We start from the raw sequence: 24016 nt of genomic DNA, 5'->3' as shown, positions 1-24016 counted from the left end.
CAGTTGTGTACTTCTGTGTGTTGGAATTTGGGATTTATTTTTTTTGAAAATTTTTTCCTCCCATGCAACCATTTTAAATCGACAATCGTCTATGCTAATAGAAGTCTATTTCTAAAACCAAAAACAAACCAAAAGCTGTTAATGAAAATTATCCAGTTATATCAAGAAGAAACCAAAATCATAAAGCTTGCCGTCGAAAACAATCGACAGGCACAGCAGCAGATTTATGGTAAGTTTTCTTCGAAAATGTTAAGCGTTTGCCGACAATATATAAAGGACATTCAATTGGCAGAAGATGTAATGATAACGGCTTTTATGAAAGTGTTTACGAATCTAAAAAACTTTGAGCATAAAGGAAGTTTTGAAGGCTGGATCCGCCGGATTATGGTTAACGAATGCATCTCGTATTTAAGAGTTCAGAAAAAAGTAAAATTTGCCGAAGATGAATTTTTTGTTGAGGAAAGTTTTAATGAAATCGACAGTCAGTTTACCGTAGAACAGATTCAGTATTTAATTGATGCTTTACCGGATGGTTATAAAATGGTTTTTAATTTATATGCTATTGAAGGTTATAAACACAATGAAATAGCAAAGATGTTGGGGATTAACGAAGGCACATCAAAATCACAGTTATCGCACGCTAGAAAAATGCTGCAGACACAAATTAATATTTTAAAAAGACAAGACAATGGAACCGAATAATTTTGAAAAGGATTTCCGTGAAAAACTAAATCAACGTGAGATTGAGCCAAGCAGCAAAGCTTGGGACCGATTGGATGCGATGTTGAGTGTAGCAGAAGAAAAGAAGCCAGAGAAAAAGTCGAAAAGAAAATGGTTGTATGTAGCCGCCAGTTTCATCGGATTCTTATTGGTTGGAACTGTATTTTTCAATCAAAATAAAAACACCACCGAAACAGTAAGAACAGTTGTAGTTGAAAAGGAAATTGAAAAAGATACGGTTGCCAAGCCTGTTCTAAATAATGTAGGCGTAATAAAAACAGAAAATGCTGTTGTTGAAAAAACTTCAGAAGAAAATTCAAATAAAAAAGAAAAAGAACGAAATCAAATCTTAAATAATAGCATTAAAAATGAATCAAATAAAATAGCGGAGTCTTCAATCGTCATCAAAAACAATCAATCAAAAGAATCAATCAATAATCAATCTGTAGTTGCTGAAAATCCTAAAAAAGAAAACATCGATCAGTTATTAGAAACGGCTGAAAGTAAAGTATTGGCCGAAAATCAGACTAAAAAAGCAAAAGTTAAAATCAATGCAGCCGATTTGCTTAATCAGGTAGACGGCGAACTGGAACTTTCTTTTAGGGAAAAAGTAATTACAAAAGTCAACAAAAACTTTCAGGAAGTAAAAGTCGCTTTGACTAACAGAAACCAGAAAGACCAATAATCAATAATCAATCATTTTAAACAATCAATCATGAGAAATTTTACCATTCATCTACTGCTTTTCTTCTTGTTATTAGTAAGCAAAGTAGTGGGACAGGAAACCTTTGAGTCTGAAGCAAAACGCATAGCGAATAAAATTGAAAAAATTACAAAAGAAGAAAAAGAGACTTTAAAACAAGAAGTTGAAGCTGTAAACGTACAGTTGTCTGAAGGCAAAATAACACAAGAACAAGCCGATAAGCGCAAAAAAGAATTGGCAGAAGCAAGAGCCGTAATTATTGAAGAAAAAGTGACTTTGGCTCAAAATGAACTTAACGAGCTGGTACAGAAAAAAGTCGATGGCAAGATTAAGGACGATTCTTTAAAAAGAAAGCATTCTATAGTTATTCGTTGGAATAAAGATCAGGATAAGAATAAAAGAAAAGATTCTATTCGTGGCGAAAAAAGAACGACTTCGCAGTTTGTCTTTGCAATGGGACTTAATAATATGTTGGCCGACGGAAAGCTTCAGGATTCAAATTACCGCTTTATGGGTTCGCATTTTTATGAGTGGGGATTTACCTACAATTCGCGTCTGATGAAAAATGACAATCTGCTTCATGCAAAATATGGTTTGTCGCTGATGTATAATAATATTCGTCCAACCAATAACCGCAGTTTTGTTGTAAATGGAAATCAGACCAATTTAGAAGATAATGATGTTCATATGACAGAGTCGCGTTTTAGAAATGTTTATTTGGTGCTTCCGGCGCATTTAGAATTTGATTTTACTCGACCAAAAGAAAGCAACGGAAAAACATATTTCAGAACTCATAAAAGTTTCCGTTTCGGAATTGGAGGATATGCAGGAATCAATGTAAAATCGAAACAGATTCTGAAATTTGAAGAAGAAGACTTAAAATACAAAACCACAATAAAAGGCGATTATAACGTAAACAATTTTATTTACGGACTAAGTTCGTATATCGGTTACAGAGATTTGAGTTTGTATTTTAAATACGATTTGAATCCGTTGTTTCAGGATAATTCGGTTAAAGAAAATAATATTTCTTTGGGATTGCGTCTCGATTTAAATTAAGAATAAAGTTTGAGTTTAGTTAGTGGAAAAAGTGTTTCGAAAGAGGCACTTTTTTTATTTTAATAGCCAGAATTCAGCTTGGATTTGTGTAATTTTACAGGCTCAAATTTTAAAAAACAATTTTCATTTTGATTTCACAAAGCACCATAGATTCTGTTTTTGAAACTGCTCGCGTTGAGGAGGTTATTGGCGATTTTGTGAATTTAAAACGCGCAGGAAGTAATTTTAAAGGTCTTAGTCCATTCTCAGACGAACGTTCGCCATCATTCATGGTTTCCCCTGCAAAAGGAATCTGGAAAGATTTTAGTACAGGAAAAGGAGGGAATTCGGTTAAATTCCTGATGGAGCATTCTCAGTTTACTTATCCGGAAGCCATTCGATATTTAGCCAAAAAATACAATATCGAAATTGAAGAAACTGAGCAGACAGATGCAGAAAAAGCAATGACTGATGTTCGAGAAAGTATGTATTTGGTTTCAGAGTTTGCGGCTAAATATTTTCAGGATGTTTTGGTTAATTCCGAAGAAGGAAAAGCAATCGGATTGTCTTATTTTAAGGAAAGAGGATTTACCAATGAGACCATCAAAAAATTTAGTTTAGGATATTCGCCAGAAACTTGGGACGCTTTGACCAAAGAAGCATTAGGGAAAGGTTATAAAATGGAATTTCTTGAAGGTACTGGTTTGACCATTGCAAGAGAAGATCGTCCGTTTGACCGATTTAAAGGTCGTGTAATGTTCCCGATCCAAAGTATGTCAGGGCGTGTTTTAGGTTTTGGAGGACGTATTTTAACCAATGACAAAAAAGCAGCAAAATACCTGAATTCACCCGAAAGTGATATTTACCATAAAAGTAAAGTGCTTTATGGAATTTACCAGGCCAAACAATCGATAGCCAAAAATAATAATTGTTATTTGGTAGAAGGGTATACAGATGTGATTCAGTTTCATCAGGCCGGAATAGAAAATGTTGTAGCCTCTTCTGGAACAGCTTTGACGCCGGACCAAATTCGATTGATTAATAGGCTTACGCGAAACATTACAGTGCTATTTGACGGAGACGCTGCAGGACTTCGTGCTTCTATACGAGGAATCGATTTGATTCTGGAAGAAGGTATGAATGTGAGGGTTTGTTCTTTTCCTGATGGAGAAGATCCTGATAGTTTTGCACGAAAAAATTCTCATGATGAATTGGTTGCTTATTTAGAAAACAACAGTAAGGACTTTATTCAGTTTAAAGCTTCGATTTTAATGGGCGAAGCTAAAAACGACCCTATCAGAAAAGCCGATTTGATACGAGACATGGTAGTCAGTATTTCTAAAATTCCAGATCGTATTCAGCGAGAAGTTTACATTCAGGAATGTGCCAGAATTATGGATATTTCGGAGCAGGTTTTGGTAAGTACCTTAGCCCAGCTGATTCAGAAAGATATTGCAGAAGCTAATAAAAAGCAAAAGCAGGAGCAAAAACCTTTTGAAGTTGTTAGAAATACCCCTCAAAATACAGGATATTCGGGCGGAGATCCAGAAGATCCAAGAACAGGACCACCAGATGATTATTATCCTGGCGACTCTGGGTATCCGACAGAACCACAAGCCGAAAAAGTAGATATTCTATATGGTTTTGAAAGAAAGGTTATAGAGCTGCTTTTGTTGTACGGAAGTGTGGTAGAAAGTTTTGAAGATGTTTTCTTAAGAGCAGATGAAGAAGGAAATGTAAAGGAAGTGTCTGAAAAAAGAGAATATAAAGTATTTCAGAAAATATATCTCAGCCTTCAAGAAGACGAGGTGGAGTTGTCAAATAGCTTGTTTCAGGATATTTACAATAATATAATTGAATTTTATAATCAGAATGAAACTTTCAGTTTAGATAAATATTTGATGCATTTACAACCCGAGTTTGCTCAGGAGGTAACGAATATTTTGATGGAAGATGAAAAAGTTGTCATTCATAATTGGGAAGGACAGAATATTTTTCCGAAGCATAAAAATGTCACTATTGAGCAAAATGTATCAGATACTATTTTTTCACTGAGATGGTTTTTGGTGTCTAAAATTATATCAGAATTAAAAAATTCACTTTTGACAGAACCTCAAGAAGACAATTCTGAAATATTGGGCATGGTAGTAGACTATTCTAAACTGCTCAATAATTTTTCTAAAAAACTAGGAAGAGTAGTTGTTCCGTATCATTCATAAAAAAAAACTCTATAAAACCTGATTTATCAGGCTATATAGAGTTTTTGTGAAATTTTCGTTTACTTAAAAAGGTTTAAGCAAGCCGATGTAATTAGATAATTTCTAAAGTCTTAGCTTTGTTTACTAAGTCAACTAAATTAGTAACGTTTAATTTAGTTAATAATCTTAATTTGTAAGTACTGATCGTTTTTTCGTTCAGATTTAAGATTTTAGAAATCTCGTTGTTTTTCTTACCATCACTTAAGTAACGTAGAACTTCAATCTCGCGATTAGAAAGTTTTCTGTACAAACGTTCGCTTTTGCTTTGTTTAGCAATAAGGGCCATGTTTTTGCGAACTGTTTCGTTGATGATAATTTTACCTTCGTGTACCTTGATGATAGAGTGACCTAACGTTTCAAGTTTTTCTGTTTTGTGTACATACCCGGAAACTCCCGCTTTGATAGCGTTTGGAGCATACATCTGCTCAGCTAGATCACTGAAAATAACAATTTTTGTTTTTGGGAAATTTTTTAGGATAGATTTGATCTCAAAGATACTTGAGAGGCCTTCTAATTCTAAATCTAGAATCAGAATGTCGACTTCCTTCGTCTGAAGGATATCTCTAACCATTGAAAAATTGCCTACATTGGCAACAATTGAAATTTGATCGTGGTCTTTGAAATAAGACTTAACGCCAAAGTGCGTCACAGGATGATTGTCTGCTAGACATACTTTAATCATAATTTTTACCTTTTTTAGAATTGTTCATGTTTTTGGAACTGTAAAATTAATAAATAAATTCTGTAATTAATTGCAGACAAATGTTAAAAAAATTATTTTAACGTTTTTGGGATCAAACAAACCGGAATTGGGTCCATTTTATGCTTGTTACTGGTGTTTAATCTTTTATAAATTTCGAAGACAGATTTTTCTCTCCCATCGAAGTCAGCTACCGTATTTCCTGACTCCGCGGCCAACATCGCCCACTCAAGTTCGTCGTAACTTGCGCCTAATTGGTCTTCATCTGTACGATTGTCACCAAATAATCCATCAGTCGGTGCAGCGGTCAAAATTGACTCAGGAATGGCTAAAAATGCTCCCAAAGCATAGACGTCTGACTTCATTAAGTCGGCAATCGGACTCAAATCGACGCCGCCATCGCCGTATTTTGTGTAAAAACCTACGCCAAAATCTTCAACTTTATTACCTGTTCCTGCAACAAGCAAACCATGAAGTCCGGCTAAATAATATAGTGATGTCATTCTGATTCGTGCACGTGTATTGGCAAGAGCTAAATTTACTTTTGCGGTATCATCTGTTGTTGGAACTGCACTTTTGAAAGATTCAAATACAGCTGTCAAATCGGTTTGTACATCAGAAACATTCGGAAAACGTTTTTTCAGCTGTTCAATATGTTCTTTGGCTCTGTTGACTTGGCTTTCTGCTTGATGAATCGGCATTTCTACACATAAAACTTGCAATCCTGTCTGAGCGCATAAGGTTGAAGTTACTGCCGAATCTACTCCTCCTGAAATACCAATTACAAATCCATTTACTTTTGCAGTTTCGGCATAATTTTTCAGCCACTCTACAATATGCTTATTTACTTTTTCTGTCTGAATTGTGCTTTTTTTAGCCATAATAGTTCAAGTTTTAAGATACAGGGATGTATATTTGCAGAATTATTTTTAGTATTCATTACTTTAAATTCTGGTAACACAAATCTAATTAAAATAAAATGAAAATATATCGCCTAGCCGTGGTTCTGTCCTTGTTTTTTTTGTCTTGCGAGCAAAAAACTAAAGTTGAAAAAGAAGTGGAAGAAATCCCAGTAGATGTGAAGGTAGAGCGTTTTGATAAGGTGTTTTTTGAATCAAAACCCGAAAATCTTCCAAAAGTAAAGAAACAATATCCATTCTTTTTCCCGACAGGCAACGACGATAAAATTTGGCTTGCAAAAATGCAAGAACCTATCTGGCGTGAAGTATATCAGGAAGTGCAAAAAAAATACGGTAATTTTGAGCCGGTTCAGAAAGAGTTCAACAATCTTTTTCAGCACTTAAAATATTATTTTCCAAAAACCAAAACTCCAAAAGTAATTACCATTATCGGAGAAATGGATTATAACGCAAAGGCAATTTATGCAGACAGTTTAGTGATTGTTGCCTTAGAATTGTATTTAGGAAAAGAGCATAAATTTTATCAGTTTCCGACTTATCTAAAACAAAATTTTGAAGAAAGACAAATTATGCCAGATGTAGTTTCGAGTTTTTCGTATCGAAATATTCCAGCTTCAAGTGATAAAACGCTGCTTTCGCAGATGATATTTGAAGGAAAACAATTGTTTGCAAAAGATTTGTTGCTTCCAGAGTTTACCGATGCAGAAAAAATGGGATACACACCTGAACAGATAAAATGGTGCGAAGAAAACGAAAGTTATATGTGGCGCTATTTTATAGAAAGTCAGATGCTGTACAGTGCAGATCCAAAACTAAATACCCGATTTATAACTCCAGCGCCTTTTTCAAAATTTTATCTTGAAATTGATAACGATTCACCAGGGCGTACCGGTGCTTGGATAGGATGGCAGATTGTAAGATCGTACATGAAAAATAATAATAATGTTTCTTTGGCTGAATTGTTTAAAATTGAACCAAAAGAAATTTTCGAAAAATCTAAATATAAACCTAAGAAATAATGGCAGATACAATAAACTCAGAAATTAAATTCAATATAGAATTAGACGAAAACCGTGTTCCAGAAAAATTATCATGGACAGCTCAAGACGGTGGTGTAGAACAAGAAGAAGCAAAAGCGATTATGCTTTCGATCTGGGACAGTAAAGCAAAAGAAACCATGCGAATCGATCTTTGGACAAAAGACATGCCGGTTGACGAAATGAAGATTTTCTTTCACCAAACTTTAGTAGCAATGTCAGACACTTTTAAACGTGCAACAGACGACGAGAAAATGGCAGATACAATGAAAGATTTCTGCGATTATTTTGCTGAAAAGCTGGAATTGACTAAGTAAATAAATTCCAATAAAAAAAATCCAAATTCCAAGTTTTACAATTGGGATTTGGATTTTTTTATTTGACTATTTCCAAAGTTTGAAATTTGGAATTTCAGTATTGGGATTTTTTTTTAATTTAAAACCCGCTATTGTTTTTAAAAACTTCTTGATTTACTTCGTCGATGTAAGCTAAAAGTTCTTCTTTTCCAGACGATTCTAGAGAAGAGGTTATAAAATACTGAGGCATTTCGGCCCAGTTGTTGGCAAACATCTGTTTTTTGTAAGCAGCGATATTGGATTGAATTTTCATTTTTCCGATTTTATCCGCTTTTGTAAAAATGATACAAAACGGGATTTCGCTTTCTCCCATATACGACATAAATTCGATGTCAATATTCTGCGCTTCGTGGCGAATATCAATCAAAACAAAAGCACAAACTAGCTGTTCTCTTGTTTCAAAATAGTCAGTAATGAATTTTTGAAAAATCGATTTTGTCTTTTTTGAAACTTTAGCATAGCCATAACCAGGCAAATCGACCAAAAACCAATTGTTGTTAATCTTGAAATGATTAATCAATTGCGTCTTTCCTGGTCTTGCAGATGTTTTTGCTAAATTTTTATTATTGGTAATCATGTTGATTAACGATGACTTACCTACGTTTGATCTTCCTATAAATGCATATTCTGGCAAAAAATCCTTCGGGCATTTTGCTACATCAGAATTGCTAATAATAAATTCGGCGGTGTTAATTTTCATTTTTCTTTGTTTTAAAACCTCCTAAAAAAAATAAATTCAATGGCTATAAATTCTTTTCAGTGAGCCATTTTTCGAGAACTTGATTAAATTCATCAGGATGTTCCATCATTGCGGCGTGACCGCATTTGTCGATCCAGTATAGAGTAGAATTAGGTAATAATTTATGAAATTCTTCAGCTACATTCGGTGGTGTTACATTGTCGTTTTTACCCCAAATAATGCAAGTTTCCACTTCCATTTTTGGCAAGTCTTTTGCCATATTATGACGAATTGCGCTCTTGGCAATCGTTAATGTTTTGATTAGTTTGATGCGGTCGTTTGCAGTTGCATACACTTCATCAATTAGCTCTGGAGTTGCGATTTTCGGGTCATAAAATACATCTTCAGCTTTCCTTTTGATGTACTCGTAATCTCCTCTTCGAGGATAACTGTCTCCCATTGCGCTTTCGTAAAGTCCTGAACTTCCTGTTATTACAAGACCAGCGACTTTTTCTGGATACAATTTTGTATGATAAAGAGCGATATGGCCTCCAAGTGAATTTCCAAGCAGGATTACTTTGTCAAAACCTTTGAAAGTAATGAAATCCTTAACGTATTTAGCAAAGCTTTTTACGTTTGTTTTTAGAATACTCTGCGTGTATATTGGCAAATCTGGGATTACCACTTTATACCCTTTTGTTGGGAAATATTGCGCTACACCATCAAAGTTACTAAGACCACCCATTAACCCGTGAAGAATTACGATAGGAGTTCCTTCTCCAGCTTCAAAATAGCTGTATTTGCCTTCTTTTTTGTAGTGTTTGTCCATCTAATCTAATGCCAATTTCAATTTCGACAAATATAGGGTTAATTAAATAAAAATGAATTTTTGCTGTCATTTTTTAACTACATAATTTCAGTAGAATTTATAAGTACTTAAAAATCAATAGTTAAAACTAGTATTGCCTTGTTTTGTAAATGTTAAAATCGTTGTGTTATAATTATTTTTTTAAGAGAAATACTATGTAATTTTTATAATTGTTAAAGGATTTTATTTGTACGCTGATTATTACGCAAAGTATTGATTATTCAGCAATTAAGCCAAGTGGTAGTAAAGTGGTTAAACTTATTAACAAAGTGGTAGAATGTGGTAGAATGTGGTAAAATTTTTTATATTTTTGCTGTATAACATGTTAACGCGTTTTTTTGAACACAATTATTGGAACATATGAATGTAAAGTCGATGCAAAAGGCAGGCTGATGATGCCAGCTGCTTTGAAAAAGCAATTGACTGCTTCTCTTCAAAGCGGATTTGTTTTGAAGCGTTCTGTTTTTCAACAGTGTTTAGAATTATATCCTATGGAAGAATGGGATTTGATGATGAAAAAAATCAACAAGCTTAATCGCTTTGTGAAAAAGAACAACGATTTCATTAGAAGGTTTACGGCTGGTGTTAAAGTGGTTGAGGTTGATGCATTAGGAAGGTTACTGGTGCCAAAAGATTTGGTAACGTTTGCCAGTATTTCTAAAGATGTGGTTTTTTCATCTGCGGTTAATATTGTTGAGATTTGGGATAAAGATTTATACGAAAAATCAATAAGCGGCGAAGATATGGATTTTGCAGATTTAGCCGAAGAAGTAATGGGAAATATTAATGACGACGACGATGGAATATCATAATCCGGTTTTGCTTCATCCAACAGTTGATGGTTTAGATATTAAACCAGATGGCGTGTATGTAGATGTTACGTTTGGAGGCGGTGGTCATTCAAAAGAAATTTTAAGAAGATTAGGGTCGAACGGAAGGCTGTTTGCATTTGATCAAGACGAGGACGCGCTTGCCAATGCACTGCCAGACGAGAGGTTTACGTTAATAAATGAGAATTTTAGGTTCATAAAAAGATTTTTGCGTTTTCACGGAGTAAAAGCAGTAGATGGAATCTTAGCAGATTTAGGAGTTTCATCACATCAGTTTGATGTTCCAGAAAGAGGTTTTTCAACCCGATTTGATGCCGAGCTGGATATGCGGATGAGTCAGAAGAATGATTTAAATGCTTACCGAGTGGTGAACGAATATGAAGAACAGGATTTACGTCGTGTTTTTTTTGATTATGGGGAGTTGAAAAACGCACCGGTTTTGGCAAGAACAATTGTTGAGGCAAGAAGAGATTATCCTATTAAAACGACTGAAGAATTGAAAGATGTTCTGAAGAAGTTTTTACCAGAGAAAGTTCGAAACAAAGTTTTAGCTCAGATTTATCAGGCAATTCGAATTGAGGTAAATCAGGAAATGGATGTTCTAAAAGAATTTATTGAGCAGTCGTTAGAAATTTTAAAACCAGGTGGGAGATTTTCGGTAATCTCTTACCATTCATTAGAAGATCGTTTGGTAAAAAGATTTATCAAAAACGGAATGTTTGAAGGAGAGCCAGAAAGAGATTTCTTCGGAAATTATTCAGTTCCGTTTAAAACAATAGGAAAGCTGATTGTTCCAGATGATGAGGAAATCAAGATTAACAACAGAGCTAGAAGTGCTAAATTAAGGATAGCTGAAAAGTTATAATATATATTAAGGTATAAAAAGATGAAAAGCGGCATATTCAGCATATTAAAAGCAAGATTCCTCATTCATGAAGATGCGGTTAAAAACTGGCGGTTTATTGTCTTTATAATTTTGCTGGCCATTTTGATGATTGCAAATACACAGCGATACGAGCAGAAGGTTTTTGAGATTGCAAAATTAAATAATGAAGTAAAAGAATTAAGATCTGAGTTTGTAGATCGACGTTCAGAATTGATGAAGTTAAAAATGGAGTCAACCATTTCGGATAAAATGTTAGAAAAACAGATTTTTCCGTCAACGGTGCCTCCGGTTAAAATAGAAGTTAAAAAAGAAGAAGAAAAAAGTTTCTTTAAAAGAATATGGCAGTAGACGATAAACATATATCCTACAGAATTTACCTCGTAGCAGTTTTCATCTTTTTGATGGCAATTGCTATTGTTGTTAAATTGACCAATATTCAATGGGTTGAGGGAGATCATTACCGAAAGCTCGCAAAACAACGAACTGTTAGGAATTTTGTGATTCCGGCCAATAAGGGAAATATTTATTCTGCAGACGGAAGCCTTTTGGCGACTTCAATTCCGAATTATGAAATTCGTTTTGATGCCAAAGCTCCAAAACAGGAAACTTTCGAAAAGTATGTAAAATTATTGTCAGATTCTTTGGGAGTATTTTTTGACAGACCTGGCGCTTATTTTGAAAAAGAATTAAGAAAAGCACGCGAAAATAAAAACCGCTATTATTTGATTGCCCGTAATTTAAGTTATACGGACTATGTTAAGATTAAAGGTTTTCCATTATTCAACCTTGGAGCTTTTAAAGGCGGTATTATCATAGAACAGGAAACGGTTAGAAAACATCCAATTGGTAAAATCGCAGAGAGAACCATTGGTTATGACCGTATTGATCCAGCAACTGGAGTAGAAGTTGGAAAAGGAATTGAATGGGCTTTTAAAAGTTACCTCAACGGAAAAGACGGCAAAATCTTAAAACAGAAAATAGCAAAAGGACAATGGAAACCGATTCGCGATGTAAACGAAGTGGATCCTATTGACGGTTATGATGTGATTTCGACCATAGATGTTTTTATTCAGGATATTGCCCATCATGCGCTTCTAAAGCAATTGGAAGATTATGAAGCAGATCACGGTTGTGTGGTAGTAATGGAAACAGAAACGGGTTACGTAAAAGCAATTTCGAATTTAGGAAGAGCAGAAGACGGATCTTATTATGAGACAACAAATTACGCGATAGCAGAGTCTCACGAACCTGGATCGACTTTTAAATTGGTTGATTTGATGGCGATTTTAGAAGACAAAGTAGCTGATACAAGTACAGTTTATGACAGTCACAACGGAGTAGTTAAATATTACGGAAGATCGGTACGTGATTCGCATAATGGAGGATATGGAAAAGTTTCATTGGCCCGCGGATTCGAACTTTCGTCAAATACTGTAATGGTTCAGGCGGTTTATGAGGCATACAAAAACAATCCGTCCAAATTTGTAAATCACATTAATAGTTACGGATTAAATAAGACGCTAGGATTGCATTTTAAAGGAGAAGGAAGACCTTATATTCCGCAACCAGGAGATAAACATTGGTCAGGAGTTTCACTTCCGTGGATGGCTTTTGGATACGGAGTTTCGGTAACGCCAATGCAGACTTTAGCATTTTACAATTCAGTTGCAAATGATGGTGTAATGATAAAACCGCAGTTTGTATCTGAGATTAAAGAATGGAACAAAACCATCAAAAAATTTGATGTTGAAGTTATAAACCCAAAAGTTTGTTCGCCAGAAACATTAAAAAAAGTGAAAGCAGTATTGCTTAATGTGGTAAAAAAGGGAACGGGCTCTAAATTGTATTCGAAAGATTTTTCGATGGCAGGAAAAACGGGAACTGCTCAGATGAATTATGGAGGGAAAGAAGGAAAATCAGCATTGTATTATGCGTCTTCTTTTGTGGGATATTTTCCAGCAGAGCATCCAAAATATTCTTGTATTGTAGTGGTTCATAAACCAAATACTGCCAAGAATAATTATTACGGAGCAGATGTTGCAGGGCCAGTTTTCAAGAGAATTGCTCAAAAGATTTTTACCGATGCGCCATCGACAAATAAAATAAAAAAGTTGGATTCTAAGATTCCAAAACAAGAAATCAGTTATGAAAAGTTTGATAAAGAATCAAACAAAAAATTAAATCAGATTCCAAATTTAAAAGGAATGCCAGGAATGGATGCAGTTGCGCTACTGGAAAACTTAGGTTTGAAAGTAAGAGTAAACGGAATGGGGAAAGTGAAAAAGCAATCAATTCAGGCTGGAGAAACAATAAGCAAAAACGCAACAATTGTATTAGAATTATCGTGAAAGTATTAAAAGACATATTATATAAAACAGCAATAGAATCTGTAAAAGGTTCTACAGATATTGCTATTCATAAAATTGAATTTGATTCACGTAAAGTAGAAGCAAATGATGTTTTTGTGGCAATTAGAGGTTCGCTTTCAAACGGACATGATTACATCGAAAAAGCTATTCAGCTTGGAGCAAAAGCAATTGTTTGCGATACTCTTCCAGTAAATATAGTAAATGGGGTAACTTATATTCAAGTAAAAGACACCAATACTGCTTTGGCTTTTATGGCCGCTAATTATTTTGGTGATCCTTCTGCAAAGCTAAAATTAGTAGGAGTAACAGGAACAAACGGAAAAACGACAATTGCTTCGTTATTGTTTCAGTTGTTTCAAAAAGCAGATTTTAAGGTTGGGTTGTTGTCAACCGTAAAAATCGTCGTAGATGAAACTGAATATCCCGCAACACATACAACACCAGATTCTCTTTCCATTAATCATTATTTGAATGAAATGGTTGAAGCTGGCGTTACACACTGTTTTATGGAAGTGAGTTCTCACGGAATTCATCAGAAACGAACAGAAGCATTGCATTTTACGGGTGGAGTTTTTACGAATCTTTCACACGATCATTTAGACTATCACGCAACTTTTGCAGAATATAGAGACGTTAAAAAATCATTTTTTGATTCGCTTCCAAAAACGGCTTTTGCCTTGTCGAATATTGATGATAAAAACGGAACAGTAATGTTGCAGAATACAACTGCAAAAAAACTGACTTATGCTTTAAAATCTTATGCCGATTATAGAGCGCAGATTTTAGAAAGCCAATTGTCTGGATTATTATTGAAAGTGAATGATAACGAAGTTTGGGTGAAATTAATCGGAACTTTTAATGCTTACAATGTTTTGGCAATTTACGGAACCGCGGTAGAACTTGGACTTGACGGCCTTGAAACCTTGCGCCTATTGTCTGATTTAGAAAGTGTTTCGGGGCGTTTCCAATATATAGTATCAGAAGGAGGAATTACGGCTGTTGTCGACTATGCACATACTCCAGATGCGCTTGAGAATGTTTTGAAAACGATAAACGACATTCGCACCAAAAATGAACAATTGATTACGGTTGTTGGTTGTGGCGGAAATCGTGACAAAACAAAACGTCCAATTATGGCAAAGATTGCTTCAGATTTGAGTGACAAAGCCATTTTGACTTCTGATAATCCGAGAAACGAAGATCCAGAAGCGATTCTAGACGAAATGGAACAGGGAGTAGAGCCTCAGAATTATAAAAAAATGCTTCGAATAACAGATCGAAAACAGGCAATAAAAACAGCTTGCCAGTTAGCCGAAGCTAAAGATATTATACTGATTGCCGGAAAAGGACACGAAACCTATCAAGAAATAAACGGAGTTCGCCATCATTTTGATGATATGGAAACCGTAAAAGAAATTTTAGAAAAATTAAACAAATAAGAATCAATTATTAAGTTCAAATACCACCAAAATGATTGGAATTTGGAATTTCAAAATTGGAATTTAAAAAATAGAAAATATGCTGTACTATTTATTTGAATATTTTGACAAAACATTGGATGTTCCGGGAACAGGGGTTTTCCAGTACATTACATTCAGGTCAGCTTTGGCATTCATGCTTTCGTTGCTTTTGTCAACAATTTATGGAAAAAGAATCATCAACTTTTTGCGTCGTCAACAAGTAGGAGAAACGGTGCGTGAACTTGGTTTGGCAGGTCAGAATGAAAAAGCAGGTACGCCAACAATGGGTGGACTGATCATCATTTTTGCAACATTGCTTCCGGTTTTATTGTTTGCAAGATTGCATAATATTTATATCGTTCTTTTGATTGTGACAACGTTATGGATGGGTACAATCGGTTTTGTTGACGATTACATCAAAATATTCAAAAAAGATAAGCAAGGCTTAAAAGGTATTTTTAAAGTTATTGGTCAAGTTGGTCTTGGAATCATCGTTGGTGCAGTTCTTTATTTTAACCCAGCAGTTACAGTAAGAACAGATACTGGTCGTACAGATGTTTTTAGAGCAGCTGCAAATTCGACAGTAATCGTGCCAGCTGGTGTTGAAGAAAAATCTACGGCTACAACTATTCCTTTTGTAAAAAACAACGAATTTGATTATGCCGAAGTGTTGTCTTTTATGGGAGACGGTTACGAAAAATGGGCTTGGTTGGTATTCATTCCAGTTGTGATTTTTATCATTACAGCTGTGTCAAACGGAGCCAATCTAACAGACGGGATTGATGGTCTCGCGGCGGGAACCTCAGCAATTTCTGTCCTCGCACTCGGAATTTTTACGTTTGTTTCCGGAAATATCATTTTTTCTAACTATCTCAACATTATGTATATCCCAAATTCGGGAGAAATGACGGTCTTTATTTCTGCTTTTGTAGGTGCGTTGATCGGATTTCTTTGGTACAACTCTTTTCCGGCATCTGTATTTATGGGAGATACAGGAAGTTTGACCATTGGAGGAATTATCGCTGTTTTGGCAATTGCGGTTCGTAAAGAAATATTGATTGTATTGTTCTGCGGTATTTTCTTAGCCGAAAGCGCTTCAGTAATTATTCAGGTAAGTTATTTTAAATATACTAAAAAACGTTTTGGCGAAGGCCGAAGAATTTTTCTGATGTCGCCTCTGCATCATCACTATCAGAAAAAGGGATATCATGAAAGTAAAATCGTGACCCGTTTCTGGATTGTTGCTGTAATGCTAGCCATATTATCGATTGTTACATTAAAATTGAGATAGATGAGGCTGGTGATATTAGGAGGAGGAGAAAGCGGTGTTGGAACCGCAATCCTCGGTAAAAAACAAGGATACGATGTTTTTTTATCCGATTTCGGAAAAATAAAAGAAAGCTATAAAGAAGTTCTTATCATTAATAAAATTCCGTGGGAAGAGGAACAGCATACTGAAGATTTGATTCTAAATGCTGATGTAGTAATGAAAAGCCCAGGAATTCCAGAAAAGTCTCCAATAGTTAAAAAGCTCATTGCGGCTGGAGTAAAAGTAATTTCGGAAATAGAATTTGCAAAACCTTTTACAGAGGCCTTGACAATTGGAATTACAGGAAGTAATGGTAAAACGACAACAACTATGTTGACATATCATTTACTGAAATCGGCCGGACTTAATGTAGGATTAGGCGGAAATATAGGAAAGAGTTTTGCCTGGCAGGTTGCCGAAAATAAATTCGATGCATACGTTCTTGAATTAAGCAGTTTTCAGCTTGACGGAATCATAAACTATAAGCCGGATATTGCAATTATTACCAATATCAGCCCAGATCATTTGGATAGGTATGAGTACAAGTATGAAAATTACATCAATTCGAAATTTCGAATAACGATGAACCAGACTGAAAATGATTTTCTCATATACGATGCAGATGATGAAGCAAGTGCAGAATGGTTAAAGAACAACAAAACAAAAGCAAAATTAATTCCTTTTTCACTGTCTAAAACATTTGACGAAGGGGCTTCTATAAATAACAACAAAATGGAAATAAAGATTAACCAAGAAGAGTTTACAATGGACACAGAACACATTGCGTTAGAAGGAAAACATAATATGAAAAACGCCATGGCAGCAAGCTCTGTAGCAAAATTGATGCAAATTAGAAATGCAACAATACGCGAAAGTTTATCTAATTTTCAAGGTGTTGAACACCGTTTAGAAAAAGTTCTGAAAATTCAGAATGTACAGTATATCAACGACTCTAAAGCAACAAATGTAAATGCTACTTTTTTTGCTTTAGACAGTATGAATGTTCCGACTGTTTGGATCGTAGGAGGTGTTGATAAAGGAAATGATTACAATGAATTGATGTCGTTAGTACGCGAAAAAGTAAAAGCAATTATCTGTCTTGGAGTCGATAACCGAAAAATTATTGATGCTTTTGGTGCTGTTGTAGATATTATGGTTGAAGTTAATAATATGAACGATGCTGTAAAAACGGCACAACGATTAACAGAAAAAGGCGATGCTGTTTTATTGTCTCCAGCTTGTGCAAGTTTCGATTTATTCGAAAACTACGAAGACAGAGGAAAACAGTTTAAGCAAGCAGTACACAATTTATAATTTTAGATTTTAGAGTTTAGATTTTTTCTAAGCTTTGACTTAAAAAATAATATAAGTTCTTTTTGATTATGACGACGGATGAGATGAAAATGAGAACAAAAAAGTTCTCTTTAATGATAATTGAATTGGCCGAGAAAATGCCAAATACGAATGTGATTAGAGTAATTACTAATCAAATAGTAAGGAGTGGAACATCTGTTGGAGCAAATTATAGAGCGGTATGTAGAGCCAGAAGTGATAAGGAATTTGTATCTAAAATGAATATCGTTTTAGAAGAAGCAGATGAAACTTTGTTCTGGCTGGAAATTATAAAAGAAAAGATGTGGATTGCTAAACAAGAACTAGAAATAGCGCTGACAGAAGCAAATGAATTAACAGCAATTTTTGTAAGCAGTTTAAAAACAGTAAATAAAAGAATAAATCAATAAAAACCGAAGGTTTTAGAAATCAATCTAAAATCTAAAGTCTGAAATCAGAAATCTACAATGAAGCAACTAGTAAACAAACTAAAAGGAGATAGAGTAATATGGTCATTTGTGGCTTTATTGGCTTTGTTTTCGTTTATGCCTGTTTTTAGTGCGAGTAGTAATCTTGCCTATATCGGGCATGGAACCGGGAATACATTAGGATACCTTATTAAACATTTGGCTCACATTTGTATCGGTTTCTTGATTATTTACTTGGTGCATAAAGTGCCGTATCATTATTTCAGGGCGATTTCTAAAATTGCACTGCCGGTGGTTTGGATTTTGTTGTTGTACACTTTGCTAAAAGGAACCGTGATTGCAGGGGCAAATGCCAGCCGTTGGATTCAGGTCCCTTTTATCGGAATTACATTTCAGACTTCGACTTTGGCTTCTATTGTGCTCTTTATTTATGTAGCACGTTATCTGTCAAAAACAAAAGACGAAAATGAACCGTTTCAAGCCTCGTTAATTGAGCTTTGGATTCCGGTATTCATTACGTTAGCACTTATTTTGCCAGCGAACTTTTCAACCACAGCGCTGATTTTTTCAATGGTTTTAATGCTGACATTTATTGGAAAATATCCCTTAAAGTATATCGCTTTTATTATTGGTTCAGGAGTTGCCATGCTGGCGTTTTTCCTTTTAGTAGCAAAAGCTTTTCCAGATTCATCATTTTTCAGCAGGGTTTCAACCTGGGAAAAACGTATAATGAATTTTACAACTGATAATCCAGATGAAGATGATTATCAAATTGAAAAAGCAAAAATCGCAATTGCTTCAGGAAAATTAGGAGGATTGGGGCCAGGTAAAAGCGTTCAGAAGAACTTTTTGCCACAATCGTCTTCCGATTTCATTTATGCCATTATTGTAGAAGAATATGGTTTGGTAGGAGGGATTTCTATAGTAATTCTTTATTTATTGCTCTTATTCAGATTTGTAATTGCCTCTCATAAAGCACCGACCTTATTTGGGAAATTAGTCGTCGTCGGCGTTGGTTTTCCGATGATATTTCAGGCGATGATCAATATGGCGGTTGCAGTAGAATTATTGCCGGTAACAGGACAGACGCTTCCGCTGATAAGTTCTGGAGGAAGTTCAATCTGGATGACCTGTTTTGCACTAGGAATTATCATCAGCGTAACTAAAAAAGAAGAAGAGATAGCTGAAGAAAAAGAGGAAAAAGAAAAACGAAAAGAAGCTTTACAGCGATTGATTGATAAAGAACTGGCAGAGGAAGATTTGGTTTCTGATGAAATTTATGAGAGAGAAGAAGCTCTTTATTCGATAGAAGATAATTCGAGAAATCCGATGAATGCAGTTTTAAATAAATAGAAATAAAATATTGTAATTTTTAGAAAGATGACAAAGTATAAATTCATACTTAGCGGAGGAGGAACAGGAGGGCACATCTATCCTGCGATTGCGATTGCAAATGAATTAAAATTACAATTTCCTGATGCAGAATTTCTTTTTGTGGGTGCCAAAGACAAAATGGAAATGCAAAAAGTGCCTCAGGCAGGTTACGAAATAAAAGGTCTTTGGATTGCCGGATTGCAGAGAAAGATTACGTTGGATAATATGATGCTGCCTTTAAAATATTTAAGCAGTTTGAGTAAATCACGTAAAATAGTGAAACAGTTTAAACCAAATGTGGTTATTGGGACAGGAGGTTTTGCCAGCGGCCCCTTATTGCAGGCGGCTGGTTTGGCAGGAATTCCAACAGTAATTCAAGAACAGAATTCTTTTCCTGGAATTACGAATAAATTACTGAGCAAAAGAGCAAATGCTATTTGCGTCGCTTACGAAAACTTAGAACGTTTTTTTCCAAAAGAGAAAATTGTTTTAACGGGAAATCCAGTTCGTCAGGATTTGATTGCTATAGAGGCAAAACGTGATGAAGCAATCGCTTTTTACGGTCTAGATCCGAATAAAAAAACATTATTGGTTTTAGGCGGAAGTTTAGGAGCGAGAAGGATTAATCAGTTGATAGAAAAAGAGCTTCAAAATTTCCTTTCCCAAGATGTTCAGTTAATCTGGCAATGCGGGAAACTCTATTTTGAAGATTACAAAAAATACAATCAGCCAAATGTAAAAGTGGTTGATTTTATAGAAAGAATGGATTTTGTGTATGCAGTTGCTGATGTCATAATTTCACGTGCAGGAGCTTCGTCAGTGTCAGAATTGTGCATTGTCGGAAAACCGGTGATTTTTATTCCGTCTCCGAATGTTGCTGAGGATCACCAAACTAAAAATGCGCAAGCAATCGTAGAAGCCAAAGGTGCAATTTTGTTGAAAGAATCTGAACTTGACAGTCAGTTTAGCATTGTTTTTGAAGCGCTGCTGAAAGATCAAGGAAAGCAAAAGCAATTGAGCGAAAATATAAAAAAAATCGCACGGCCAAATGCCACAAAAGAAATTGTAGAACAAATAAAAAAGTTGTTATAATATAACTTATTACAGAAATTATACAACATCAGAAATAAATTAGAAGCCTATTTTAGGCAATTTAGGCTGATGAAAACTATATAAATATAAAGATTTAATAACTAGTTTCTTATAAAAAATAAGACTGGTAACAAGTCTGAAAAATTAGCATTAAAATGAATTTAAATCAAATACAAAACGTCTATTTCATTGGTATTGGAGGCATCGGAATGAGTGCCCTGGCTCGTTATTTCAAATTTATTGGAAAACAGGTTTCAGGTTACGACAAAACACCTTCTATGCTGACAAATGAATTGATAGAGAGTGGTATTGATATTCATTTTGAAGACGATATAAATTTAATTCCGAAAGATTATTACGTAGAAAATACGCTTGTGATTTTTACACCAGCTGTTCCTAAAACGCATTCAGAATGGAATTTTTTCATCGAAAGGCATTATGAAGTTAAAAAACGTGCCGAAGTTTTAGGGATTATTACAAAAGATACTTTCTGTTTCGCAGTTGCGGGAACACATGGAAAAACGACTACATCGAGTATTTTGGGGCATATTTTGTTTCAAAGTGGTGCAGATGTGACAGCTTTTATTGGTGGAATTGTAGAAAATTACAATTCAAACTTGATTGGAAGCGGTAAAACAGTTACTGTAGTAGAAGCAGATGAATTTGATCGTTCGTTTCTTCATCTGCATCCAGATATTGCCTGTGTGACTTCCATGGATGCTGATCATTTGGATATCTATGGTACGAGCGATGCAATCGAAGCTTCTTTTAGAGAATTTGCTTCAAAAGTAGAAGATAAGAATAAACTTTTCATTACAAACGAATTGCCATTAGATGGTGTTCAATGTGCTGTAAACGAAGAGGCAGTTTATAAGGCTTTTAATGTTCGAATAGAAGACGGTGCTTATGTTTTTGATGTTCAGACGCCTTCTGAAATTATGAAAGATTTGCGCTTTGGATTGCCAGGAAAACATAATTTGATGAATGGATTGATGGCTCTTGCAATGGCAAAAACCTATGGAATCGAGACCGATTCTATCGCAAAGGCTCTTACTTCGTTTAACGGAATCAGAAGACGTTTTTCGTATCAGATTAAAACTGAAAATTTAGTATATATTGATGATTATGCACATCATCCAACAGAAATAAATGCTGTTCATCAGGCGGTAAGAGAATTGTATCCAGGACGTAAGGTTCTGGCTATTTTTCAGCCTCACTTATTCAGCAGGACAAGAGATTTTGTAGATGGATTTGCGGCAAGTTTGTCGCAATTTGACGAAGTTTTTCTAATGGATATTTATCCTGCAAGAGAACTTCCGATGGAAGGAGTGACCTCAGAATGGCTGTTGGGGAAAATGACTAATTCGAACAAGAAAATTGTTGCGAAAGAAGATTTATTAGCAGAAATCAAAGCCAATGATGCATCGATAATTGTAACAATTGGAGCTGGTGATTTAGGAGAAATGGTTCCTTCAATTAAAAAGATTTTAAATGAAAATATTTAATTGGACAAATATTCGTTTAGTACTTATTTTTGGACTGGTTTTGTTCCTGTATTCGTTCGCGCAGCATCGAAATGGCGATAGAAAACTGAAAAAGTCTATAGTTGTTTTTGTAGGGGAAAATGCGCTTTTTGTGAAGCCGGAAACGGTTAATAAATTGTTGATAGAAAATAAAGCAGAAGCTTCCAGTATTAGAAAAGATGAAGTAGATTTGAATAAGATAGAGAAAACCCTCGATAAGCAAGACATGATTGAAAAGTCAAATGTTTTTGTAAGTATCGACGGCGTTCTAAAAGCAGAAGTAAAACAAAAGACGCCCATAGCAAGAGTTTATGATGGCGGTTCTTCGTTTTATATTGACTATGAAGGAAATAAAATGCCTTTGTCGGACAATTTCACTGCGAGAGTTCCTCTTGTTTCGGGGGCAATTAATAAAAAAAATAACGAAGATTTAGCTGCATTATTCCGCACAATTTATGACGATGAGTTTTTGAAAAAAAACATCATTGCGATACAAATTATGCCTAATGGCAGCCTAAAAATGTTTAATCGAAACTATGATTATTACATAGATTTCGGCAGAACGATGAATGTTGATAAGAAATTTAGAAACTATAAAGCGTTTTTTCAAAAAGCAGTTTTAGATAGTACGTTATACAGATATAAAAAAATTGATCTTAGGTTTACGGAACAAGTAGTTTGCACTAAATAATAGAAAATGGAAAAAGATAATATTGCAGTAGGTCTAGATATTGGAACAACCAAAATCGTTGCCATGATTGGCAAGAAAAATGAGTATGGTAAGCTGGAGATTTTGGGAATCGGCAAATCTAAAAGTTTAGGTGTTGCTAGAGGAGTTGTAAACAACATTACGCAGACGATTCAGTCAATCCAGCAGGCAATAATCGAAGCAGAGAATAATTCGGGTTATAAAATTAAAGATGTTGTTGTGGGTATTGCCGGACAACACATCAGAAGTATTCAACATACAGATTACATCAGCCGAAACAATCCGGAGGAAGTTATCGGCGAGAATGACATTCAGCTCTTAATCGATCAGGTGAATAAATTGGCAATGCTTCCGGGCGAAGAAATTATTCACGTACTGCCTCAAGAATTTAAAATTGACGGACAGTCTGAAATTAAAGAGCCAATCGGAATGTACGGCGGAAGATTAGAATCTAGTTTTCACGTTGTAGTTGGGCAGGCATCATCTATCAGAAATGTTGGAAGATGTATTCAGAGTTCAGGAATTGAATTGTCTGGACTGACATTAGAACCATTGGCTTCTGCAGATGCCGTTTTGAGTCAGGAAGAAAAAGAAGCTGGTGTTGCGCTTATCGATATCGGTGGAGGAACAACAGATTTGGCTATTTTTAAAGATGGCATCATTCGTCATACAGCGGTAATTCCTTTTGGAGGAAATGTGATCACAGATGATATCAAAGAAGGCTGCTCGATTATTGAAAAACAAGCGGAACTTTTAAAGATTAAATTCGGATCGGCTTGGCCTGGAGAGAATAAAGACAACGAAATTGTCTCTATTCCTGGTTTAAGAGGAAGAGAGCCAAAAGAAATTTCGCTTAAGAACTTGTCTAAAATCATCCACGCAAGAGTTGTGGAAATTGTAGAACAGGTTTTTGCTGAGATCAAAGCGTACGGGCATGAGGATCCACGCAAAAAACTGATTGCAGGAATCGTTCTGACAGGTGGAGGTGCGCAGTTGAAGCACATCAAACAACTGGTAGAATATATTACGGGTATGGATACCAGAATTGGTTATCCAAATGAACATCTGGCTGGAAATTCTGGAGAAGAAATTTCAAGTCCGTTGTTTGCTACGGCAGTAGGATTGGTGATGAACAGTATTCAAAACAGTTCTCAAAGCGCCGTGAGAATGGAATTGGTAAACGAACAGACAAAAGTTGTTTATAAAAATGTTCCAACTCCAGTACAACGATACGAAGTTGAAGAAAATTACGTTGAGAAAGAAGAAACTGTAGAACAGCCGAGAGAAACCGTTACAAAGGCAGTAAAAGCAGAGTCTACTGAAACAAAAATAAGAAGATCATTTTTTGATCGTTATGTCGACAAAATCAAAGAATTTTTAGACAACGCAGAGTAAGTAAGAAAAGGAAATTACTTTTTGCCCCAA

23 protein-coding genes are annotated in these 24016 nt (G+C 35.1%); 19 read left to right on the top strand and 4 right to left on the bottom strand.

Translation table 11 applies throughout. The features are described from left to right. The first annotated feature begins 141 nt into the window (after nucleotides 1-141). From ACFFLS_RS10735 to dnaG, 4 genes are all read left to right on the top strand, one after another. Nucleotides 142-702 carry an RNA polymerase sigma factor gene (locus ACFFLS_RS10735; protein ID WP_379684937.1) on the top strand — a complete coding sequence of 187 codons (561 nt, stop codon included), beginning with the start codon at nucleotides 142-144 and terminating at the stop codon, nucleotides 700-702. Then, complete coding sequence (locus tag ACFFLS_RS10730) at nucleotides 689-1405, top strand: hypothetical protein (protein WP_379684938.1); 717 nt, start codon at nucleotides 689-691, stop codon at nucleotides 1403-1405. Before ACFFLS_RS10735 ends, ACFFLS_RS10730 begins: the two co-directional genes overlap by 14 nt. Nucleotides 1406-1435: 30 nt before the next feature. Then, complete coding sequence (locus tag ACFFLS_RS10725) at nucleotides 1436-2482, top strand: porin family protein (protein ID WP_379684939.1); 1047 nt, start codon at nucleotides 1436-1438, stop codon at nucleotides 2480-2482. Nucleotides 2483-2610: 128 nt separating this feature from the next. Next, nucleotides 2611-4680, top strand: coding sequence for a DNA primase (gene dnaG, locus ACFFLS_RS10720; RefSeq protein WP_379684940.1), 2070 nt, complete (start codon nucleotides 2611-2613; stop codon nucleotides 4678-4680). 91 nt (nucleotides 4681-4771) lie between these two features. Here the strand turns inward: dnaG and ACFFLS_RS10715 are convergent, their stop codons facing one another. Together ACFFLS_RS10715 and nadE are read right to left on the bottom strand one after the other, a co-directional pair. Beyond that, on the bottom strand, nucleotides 4772-5401 hold the full coding sequence (locus ACFFLS_RS10715) for a LuxR C-terminal-related transcriptional regulator (RefSeq protein ID WP_379684941.1): 630 nt from the start codon (nucleotides 5399-5401) through the stop codon (nucleotides 4772-4774). 92 nt (nucleotides 5402-5493) lie between these two features. Continuing rightward, nucleotides 5494-6300: an NAD(+) synthase gene (nadE, locus tag ACFFLS_RS10710; RefSeq protein ID WP_379684942.1), complete on the bottom strand. Its 807-nt coding sequence runs from the start codon at nucleotides 6298-6300 to the stop codon at nucleotides 5494-5496. Nucleotides 6301-6398: 98 nt separating this feature from the next. Here nadE and gldB point away from each other — a divergent pair, with 98 nt between their 5' ends. Together gldB and gldC are read left to right on the top strand one after the other, a co-directional pair. Next, nucleotides 6399-7358, top strand: a complete 960-nt coding sequence (gene gldB / locus ACFFLS_RS10705; RefSeq protein WP_379684943.1) for a gliding motility lipoprotein GldB — start codon at nucleotides 6399-6401, stop codon at nucleotides 7356-7358. Next, the gene (gldC, locus tag ACFFLS_RS10700; RefSeq protein WP_379684944.1) at nucleotides 7358-7693 is read left to right on the top strand and encodes a gliding motility protein GldC; all 336 of its coding nucleotides are present in this window, start codon (nucleotides 7358-7360) and stop codon (nucleotides 7691-7693) included. Before gldB ends, gldC begins: the two co-directional genes overlap by 1 nt. Nucleotides 7694-7811: 118 nt before the next feature. Here the strand turns inward: gldC and yihA are convergent, their stop codons facing one another. Together yihA and ACFFLS_RS10690 are read right to left on the bottom strand one after the other, a co-directional pair. After that, a complete protein-coding gene (gene yihA, locus ACFFLS_RS10695; protein ID WP_379684945.1) occupies nucleotides 7812-8432 on the bottom strand; it encodes a ribosome biogenesis GTP-binding protein YihA/YsxC in 621 nt (206 codons plus the stop codon). Between the two features lie 43 nt (nucleotides 8433-8475). Then, nucleotides 8476-9240, bottom strand: coding sequence for an alpha/beta fold hydrolase (locus tag ACFFLS_RS10690; RefSeq protein WP_379684946.1), 765 nt, complete (start codon nucleotides 9238-9240; stop codon nucleotides 8476-8478). A 377-nt stretch (nucleotides 9241-9617) separates the two neighbouring features. Between ACFFLS_RS10690 and mraZ the strand changes: the two genes are divergently transcribed. The 13 genes from mraZ (at nucleotide 9618) to ftsA (ending at nucleotide 23986) form a co-directional block, all read left to right on the top strand. Next, entirely contained in the window at nucleotides 9618-10091 is a 474-nt protein-coding gene (gene mraZ, locus ACFFLS_RS10685; protein ID WP_379684947.1) for a division/cell wall cluster transcriptional repressor MraZ, read from the top strand. Continuing rightward, nucleotides 10066-10974 carry a 16S rRNA (cytosine(1402)-N(4))-methyltransferase RsmH gene (gene rsmH, locus ACFFLS_RS10680; RefSeq protein WP_379684948.1) on the top strand — a complete coding sequence of 303 codons (909 nt, stop codon included), beginning with the start codon at nucleotides 10066-10068 and terminating at the stop codon, nucleotides 10972-10974. The genes mraZ and rsmH overlap by 26 nt, the downstream gene beginning before the upstream one ends. 21 nt (nucleotides 10975-10995) lie before the next feature. After that, nucleotides 10996-11343 (top strand): FtsL-like putative cell division protein, encoded by a 348-nt coding sequence (locus ACFFLS_RS10675; RefSeq protein ID WP_379684949.1) that lies wholly within the window; start codon nucleotides 10996-10998, stop codon nucleotides 11341-11343. Continuing rightward, nucleotides 11334-13343 carry a PASTA domain-containing penicillin-binding protein gene (locus ACFFLS_RS10670; RefSeq protein ID WP_379684950.1) on the top strand — a complete coding sequence of 670 codons (2010 nt, stop codon included), beginning with the start codon at nucleotides 11334-11336 and terminating at the stop codon, nucleotides 13341-13343. The genes ACFFLS_RS10675 and ACFFLS_RS10670 overlap by 10 nt, the downstream gene beginning before the upstream one ends. Next, nucleotides 13340-14803, top strand: coding sequence for a UDP-N-acetylmuramoyl-L-alanyl-D-glutamate--2,6-diaminopimelate ligase (locus ACFFLS_RS10665; protein ID WP_379684951.1), 1464 nt, complete (start codon nucleotides 13340-13342; stop codon nucleotides 14801-14803). Before ACFFLS_RS10670 ends, ACFFLS_RS10665 begins: the two co-directional genes overlap by 4 nt. Nucleotides 14804-14882: 79 nt before the next feature. Next, nucleotides 14883-16115 carry a phospho-N-acetylmuramoyl-pentapeptide-transferase gene (gene mraY, locus ACFFLS_RS10660; RefSeq protein ID WP_379684952.1) on the top strand — a complete coding sequence of 411 codons (1233 nt, stop codon included), beginning with the start codon at nucleotides 14883-14885 and terminating at the stop codon, nucleotides 16113-16115. Then, nucleotides 16116-17447 carry a UDP-N-acetylmuramoyl-L-alanine--D-glutamate ligase gene (gene murD / locus ACFFLS_RS10655; RefSeq protein ID WP_379684953.1) on the top strand — a complete coding sequence of 444 codons (1332 nt, stop codon included), beginning with the start codon at nucleotides 16116-16118 and terminating at the stop codon, nucleotides 17445-17447. 89 nt (nucleotides 17448-17536) lie between these two features. Continuing rightward, on the top strand, nucleotides 17537-17875 hold the full coding sequence (locus ACFFLS_RS10650) for a four helix bundle protein (protein ID WP_379684954.1): 339 nt from the start codon (nucleotides 17537-17539) through the stop codon (nucleotides 17873-17875). Between the two features lie 57 nt (nucleotides 17876-17932). After that, nucleotides 17933-19246 carry an FtsW/RodA/SpoVE family cell cycle protein gene (locus ACFFLS_RS10645; RefSeq protein WP_379684955.1) on the top strand — a complete coding sequence of 438 codons (1314 nt, stop codon included), beginning with the start codon at nucleotides 17933-17935 and terminating at the stop codon, nucleotides 19244-19246. 27 nt (nucleotides 19247-19273) lie between these two features. After that, nucleotides 19274-20359, top strand: coding sequence for an undecaprenyldiphospho-muramoylpentapeptide beta-N-acetylglucosaminyltransferase (murG, locus tag ACFFLS_RS10640; protein ID WP_379689363.1), 1086 nt, complete (start codon nucleotides 19274-19276; stop codon nucleotides 20357-20359). Nucleotides 20360-20514: 155 nt separating this feature from the next. Then, nucleotides 20515-21864, top strand: a complete 1350-nt coding sequence (murC, locus tag ACFFLS_RS10635) for a UDP-N-acetylmuramate--L-alanine ligase (RefSeq protein WP_379684957.1) — start codon at nucleotides 20515-20517, stop codon at nucleotides 21862-21864. Beyond that, a complete protein-coding gene (locus ACFFLS_RS10630) occupies nucleotides 21851-22573 on the top strand; it encodes a cell division protein FtsQ/DivIB (protein WP_379689361.1) in 723 nt (240 codons plus the stop codon). Before murC ends, ACFFLS_RS10630 begins: the two co-directional genes overlap by 14 nt. A 6-nt stretch (nucleotides 22574-22579) precedes the next feature. Continuing rightward, nucleotides 22580-23986, top strand: coding sequence for a cell division protein FtsA (ftsA, locus tag ACFFLS_RS10625; protein WP_379684960.1), 1407 nt, complete (start codon nucleotides 22580-22582; stop codon nucleotides 23984-23986). The last annotated feature ends 30 nt before the right edge of the window (nucleotides 23987-24016 follow it).

Origin of the sequence: Flavobacterium procerum, assembly GCF_042431625.1 — a bacterium.
Classification (GTDB): Bacteria; Bacteroidota; Bacteroidia; order Flavobacteriales; family Flavobacteriaceae; genus Flavobacterium; species Flavobacterium procerum.
Note: the sequence above shows the minus strand (reverse complement) of the source record. Positions and strands in the feature narration are given on the sequence as shown.

Bases quoted from the DNA above. Each gene is read 5' to 3' on its own strand.
- ACFFLS_RS10645 (WP_379684955.1), top strand. From the start codon at position 17,933: ATGAAGCAACTAGTAAACAAACTAAAAGGAGATAGAGTAATATGGTCA.
- murC (WP_379684957.1), top strand. From the start codon at position 20,515: ATGAATTTAAATCAAATACAAAACGTCTATTTCATTGGTATTGGAGGC.
- gldB (WP_379684943.1), top strand. From the start codon at position 6,399: ATGAAAATATATCGCCTAGCCGTGGTTCTGTCCTTGTTTTTTTTGTCT.
- gldC (WP_379684944.1), top strand. From the start codon at position 7,358: ATGGCAGATACAATAAACTCAGAAATTAAATTCAATATAGAATTAGAC.
- yihA (WP_379684945.1), bottom strand. From the start codon at position 8,432: ATGAAAATTAACACCGCCGAATTTATTATTAGCAATTCTGATGTAGCA.
- ACFFLS_RS10630 (WP_379689361.1), top strand. From the start codon at position 21,851: ATGAAAATATTTAATTGGACAAATATTCGTTTAGTACTTATTTTTGGA.
- mraY (WP_379684952.1), top strand. From the start codon at position 14,883: ATGCTGTACTATTTATTTGAATATTTTGACAAAACATTGGATGTTCCG.
- ACFFLS_RS10735 (WP_379684937.1), top strand. From the start codon at position 142: ATGAAAATTATCCAGTTATATCAAGAAGAAACCAAAATCATAAAGCTT.
- rsmH (WP_379684948.1), top strand. From the start codon at position 10,066: ATGACGACGACGATGGAATATCATAATCCGGTTTTGCTTCATCCAACA.
- ACFFLS_RS10670 (WP_379684950.1), top strand. From the start codon at position 11,334: ATGGCAGTAGACGATAAACATATATCCTACAGAATTTACCTCGTAGCA.
- ACFFLS_RS10730 (WP_379684938.1), top strand. From the start codon at position 689: ATGGAACCGAATAATTTTGAAAAGGATTTCCGTGAAAAACTAAATCAA.
- ACFFLS_RS10690 (WP_379684946.1), bottom strand. From the start codon at position 9,240: ATGGACAAACACTACAAAAAAGAAGGCAAATACAGCTATTTTGAAGCT.
- murG (WP_379689363.1), top strand. From the start codon at position 19,274: ATGACAAAGTATAAATTCATACTTAGCGGAGGAGGAACAGGAGGGCAC.
- ACFFLS_RS10675 (WP_379684949.1), top strand. From the start codon at position 10,996: ATGAAAAGCGGCATATTCAGCATATTAAAAGCAAGATTCCTCATTCAT.
- ACFFLS_RS10715 (WP_379684941.1), bottom strand. From the start codon at position 5,401: ATGATTAAAGTATGTCTAGCAGACAATCATCCTGTGACGCACTTTGGC.
- murD (WP_379684953.1), top strand. From the start codon at position 16,116: ATGAGGCTGGTGATATTAGGAGGAGGAGAAAGCGGTGTTGGAACCGCA.
- nadE (WP_379684942.1), bottom strand. From the start codon at position 6,300: ATGGCTAAAAAAAGCACAATTCAGACAGAAAAAGTAAATAAGCATATT.
- ACFFLS_RS10650 (WP_379684954.1), top strand. From the start codon at position 17,537: ATGAGAACAAAAAAGTTCTCTTTAATGATAATTGAATTGGCCGAGAAA.
- ftsA (WP_379684960.1), top strand. From the start codon at position 22,580: ATGGAAAAAGATAATATTGCAGTAGGTCTAGATATTGGAACAACCAAA.
- ACFFLS_RS10725 (WP_379684939.1), top strand. From the start codon at position 1,436: ATGAGAAATTTTACCATTCATCTACTGCTTTTCTTCTTGTTATTAGTA.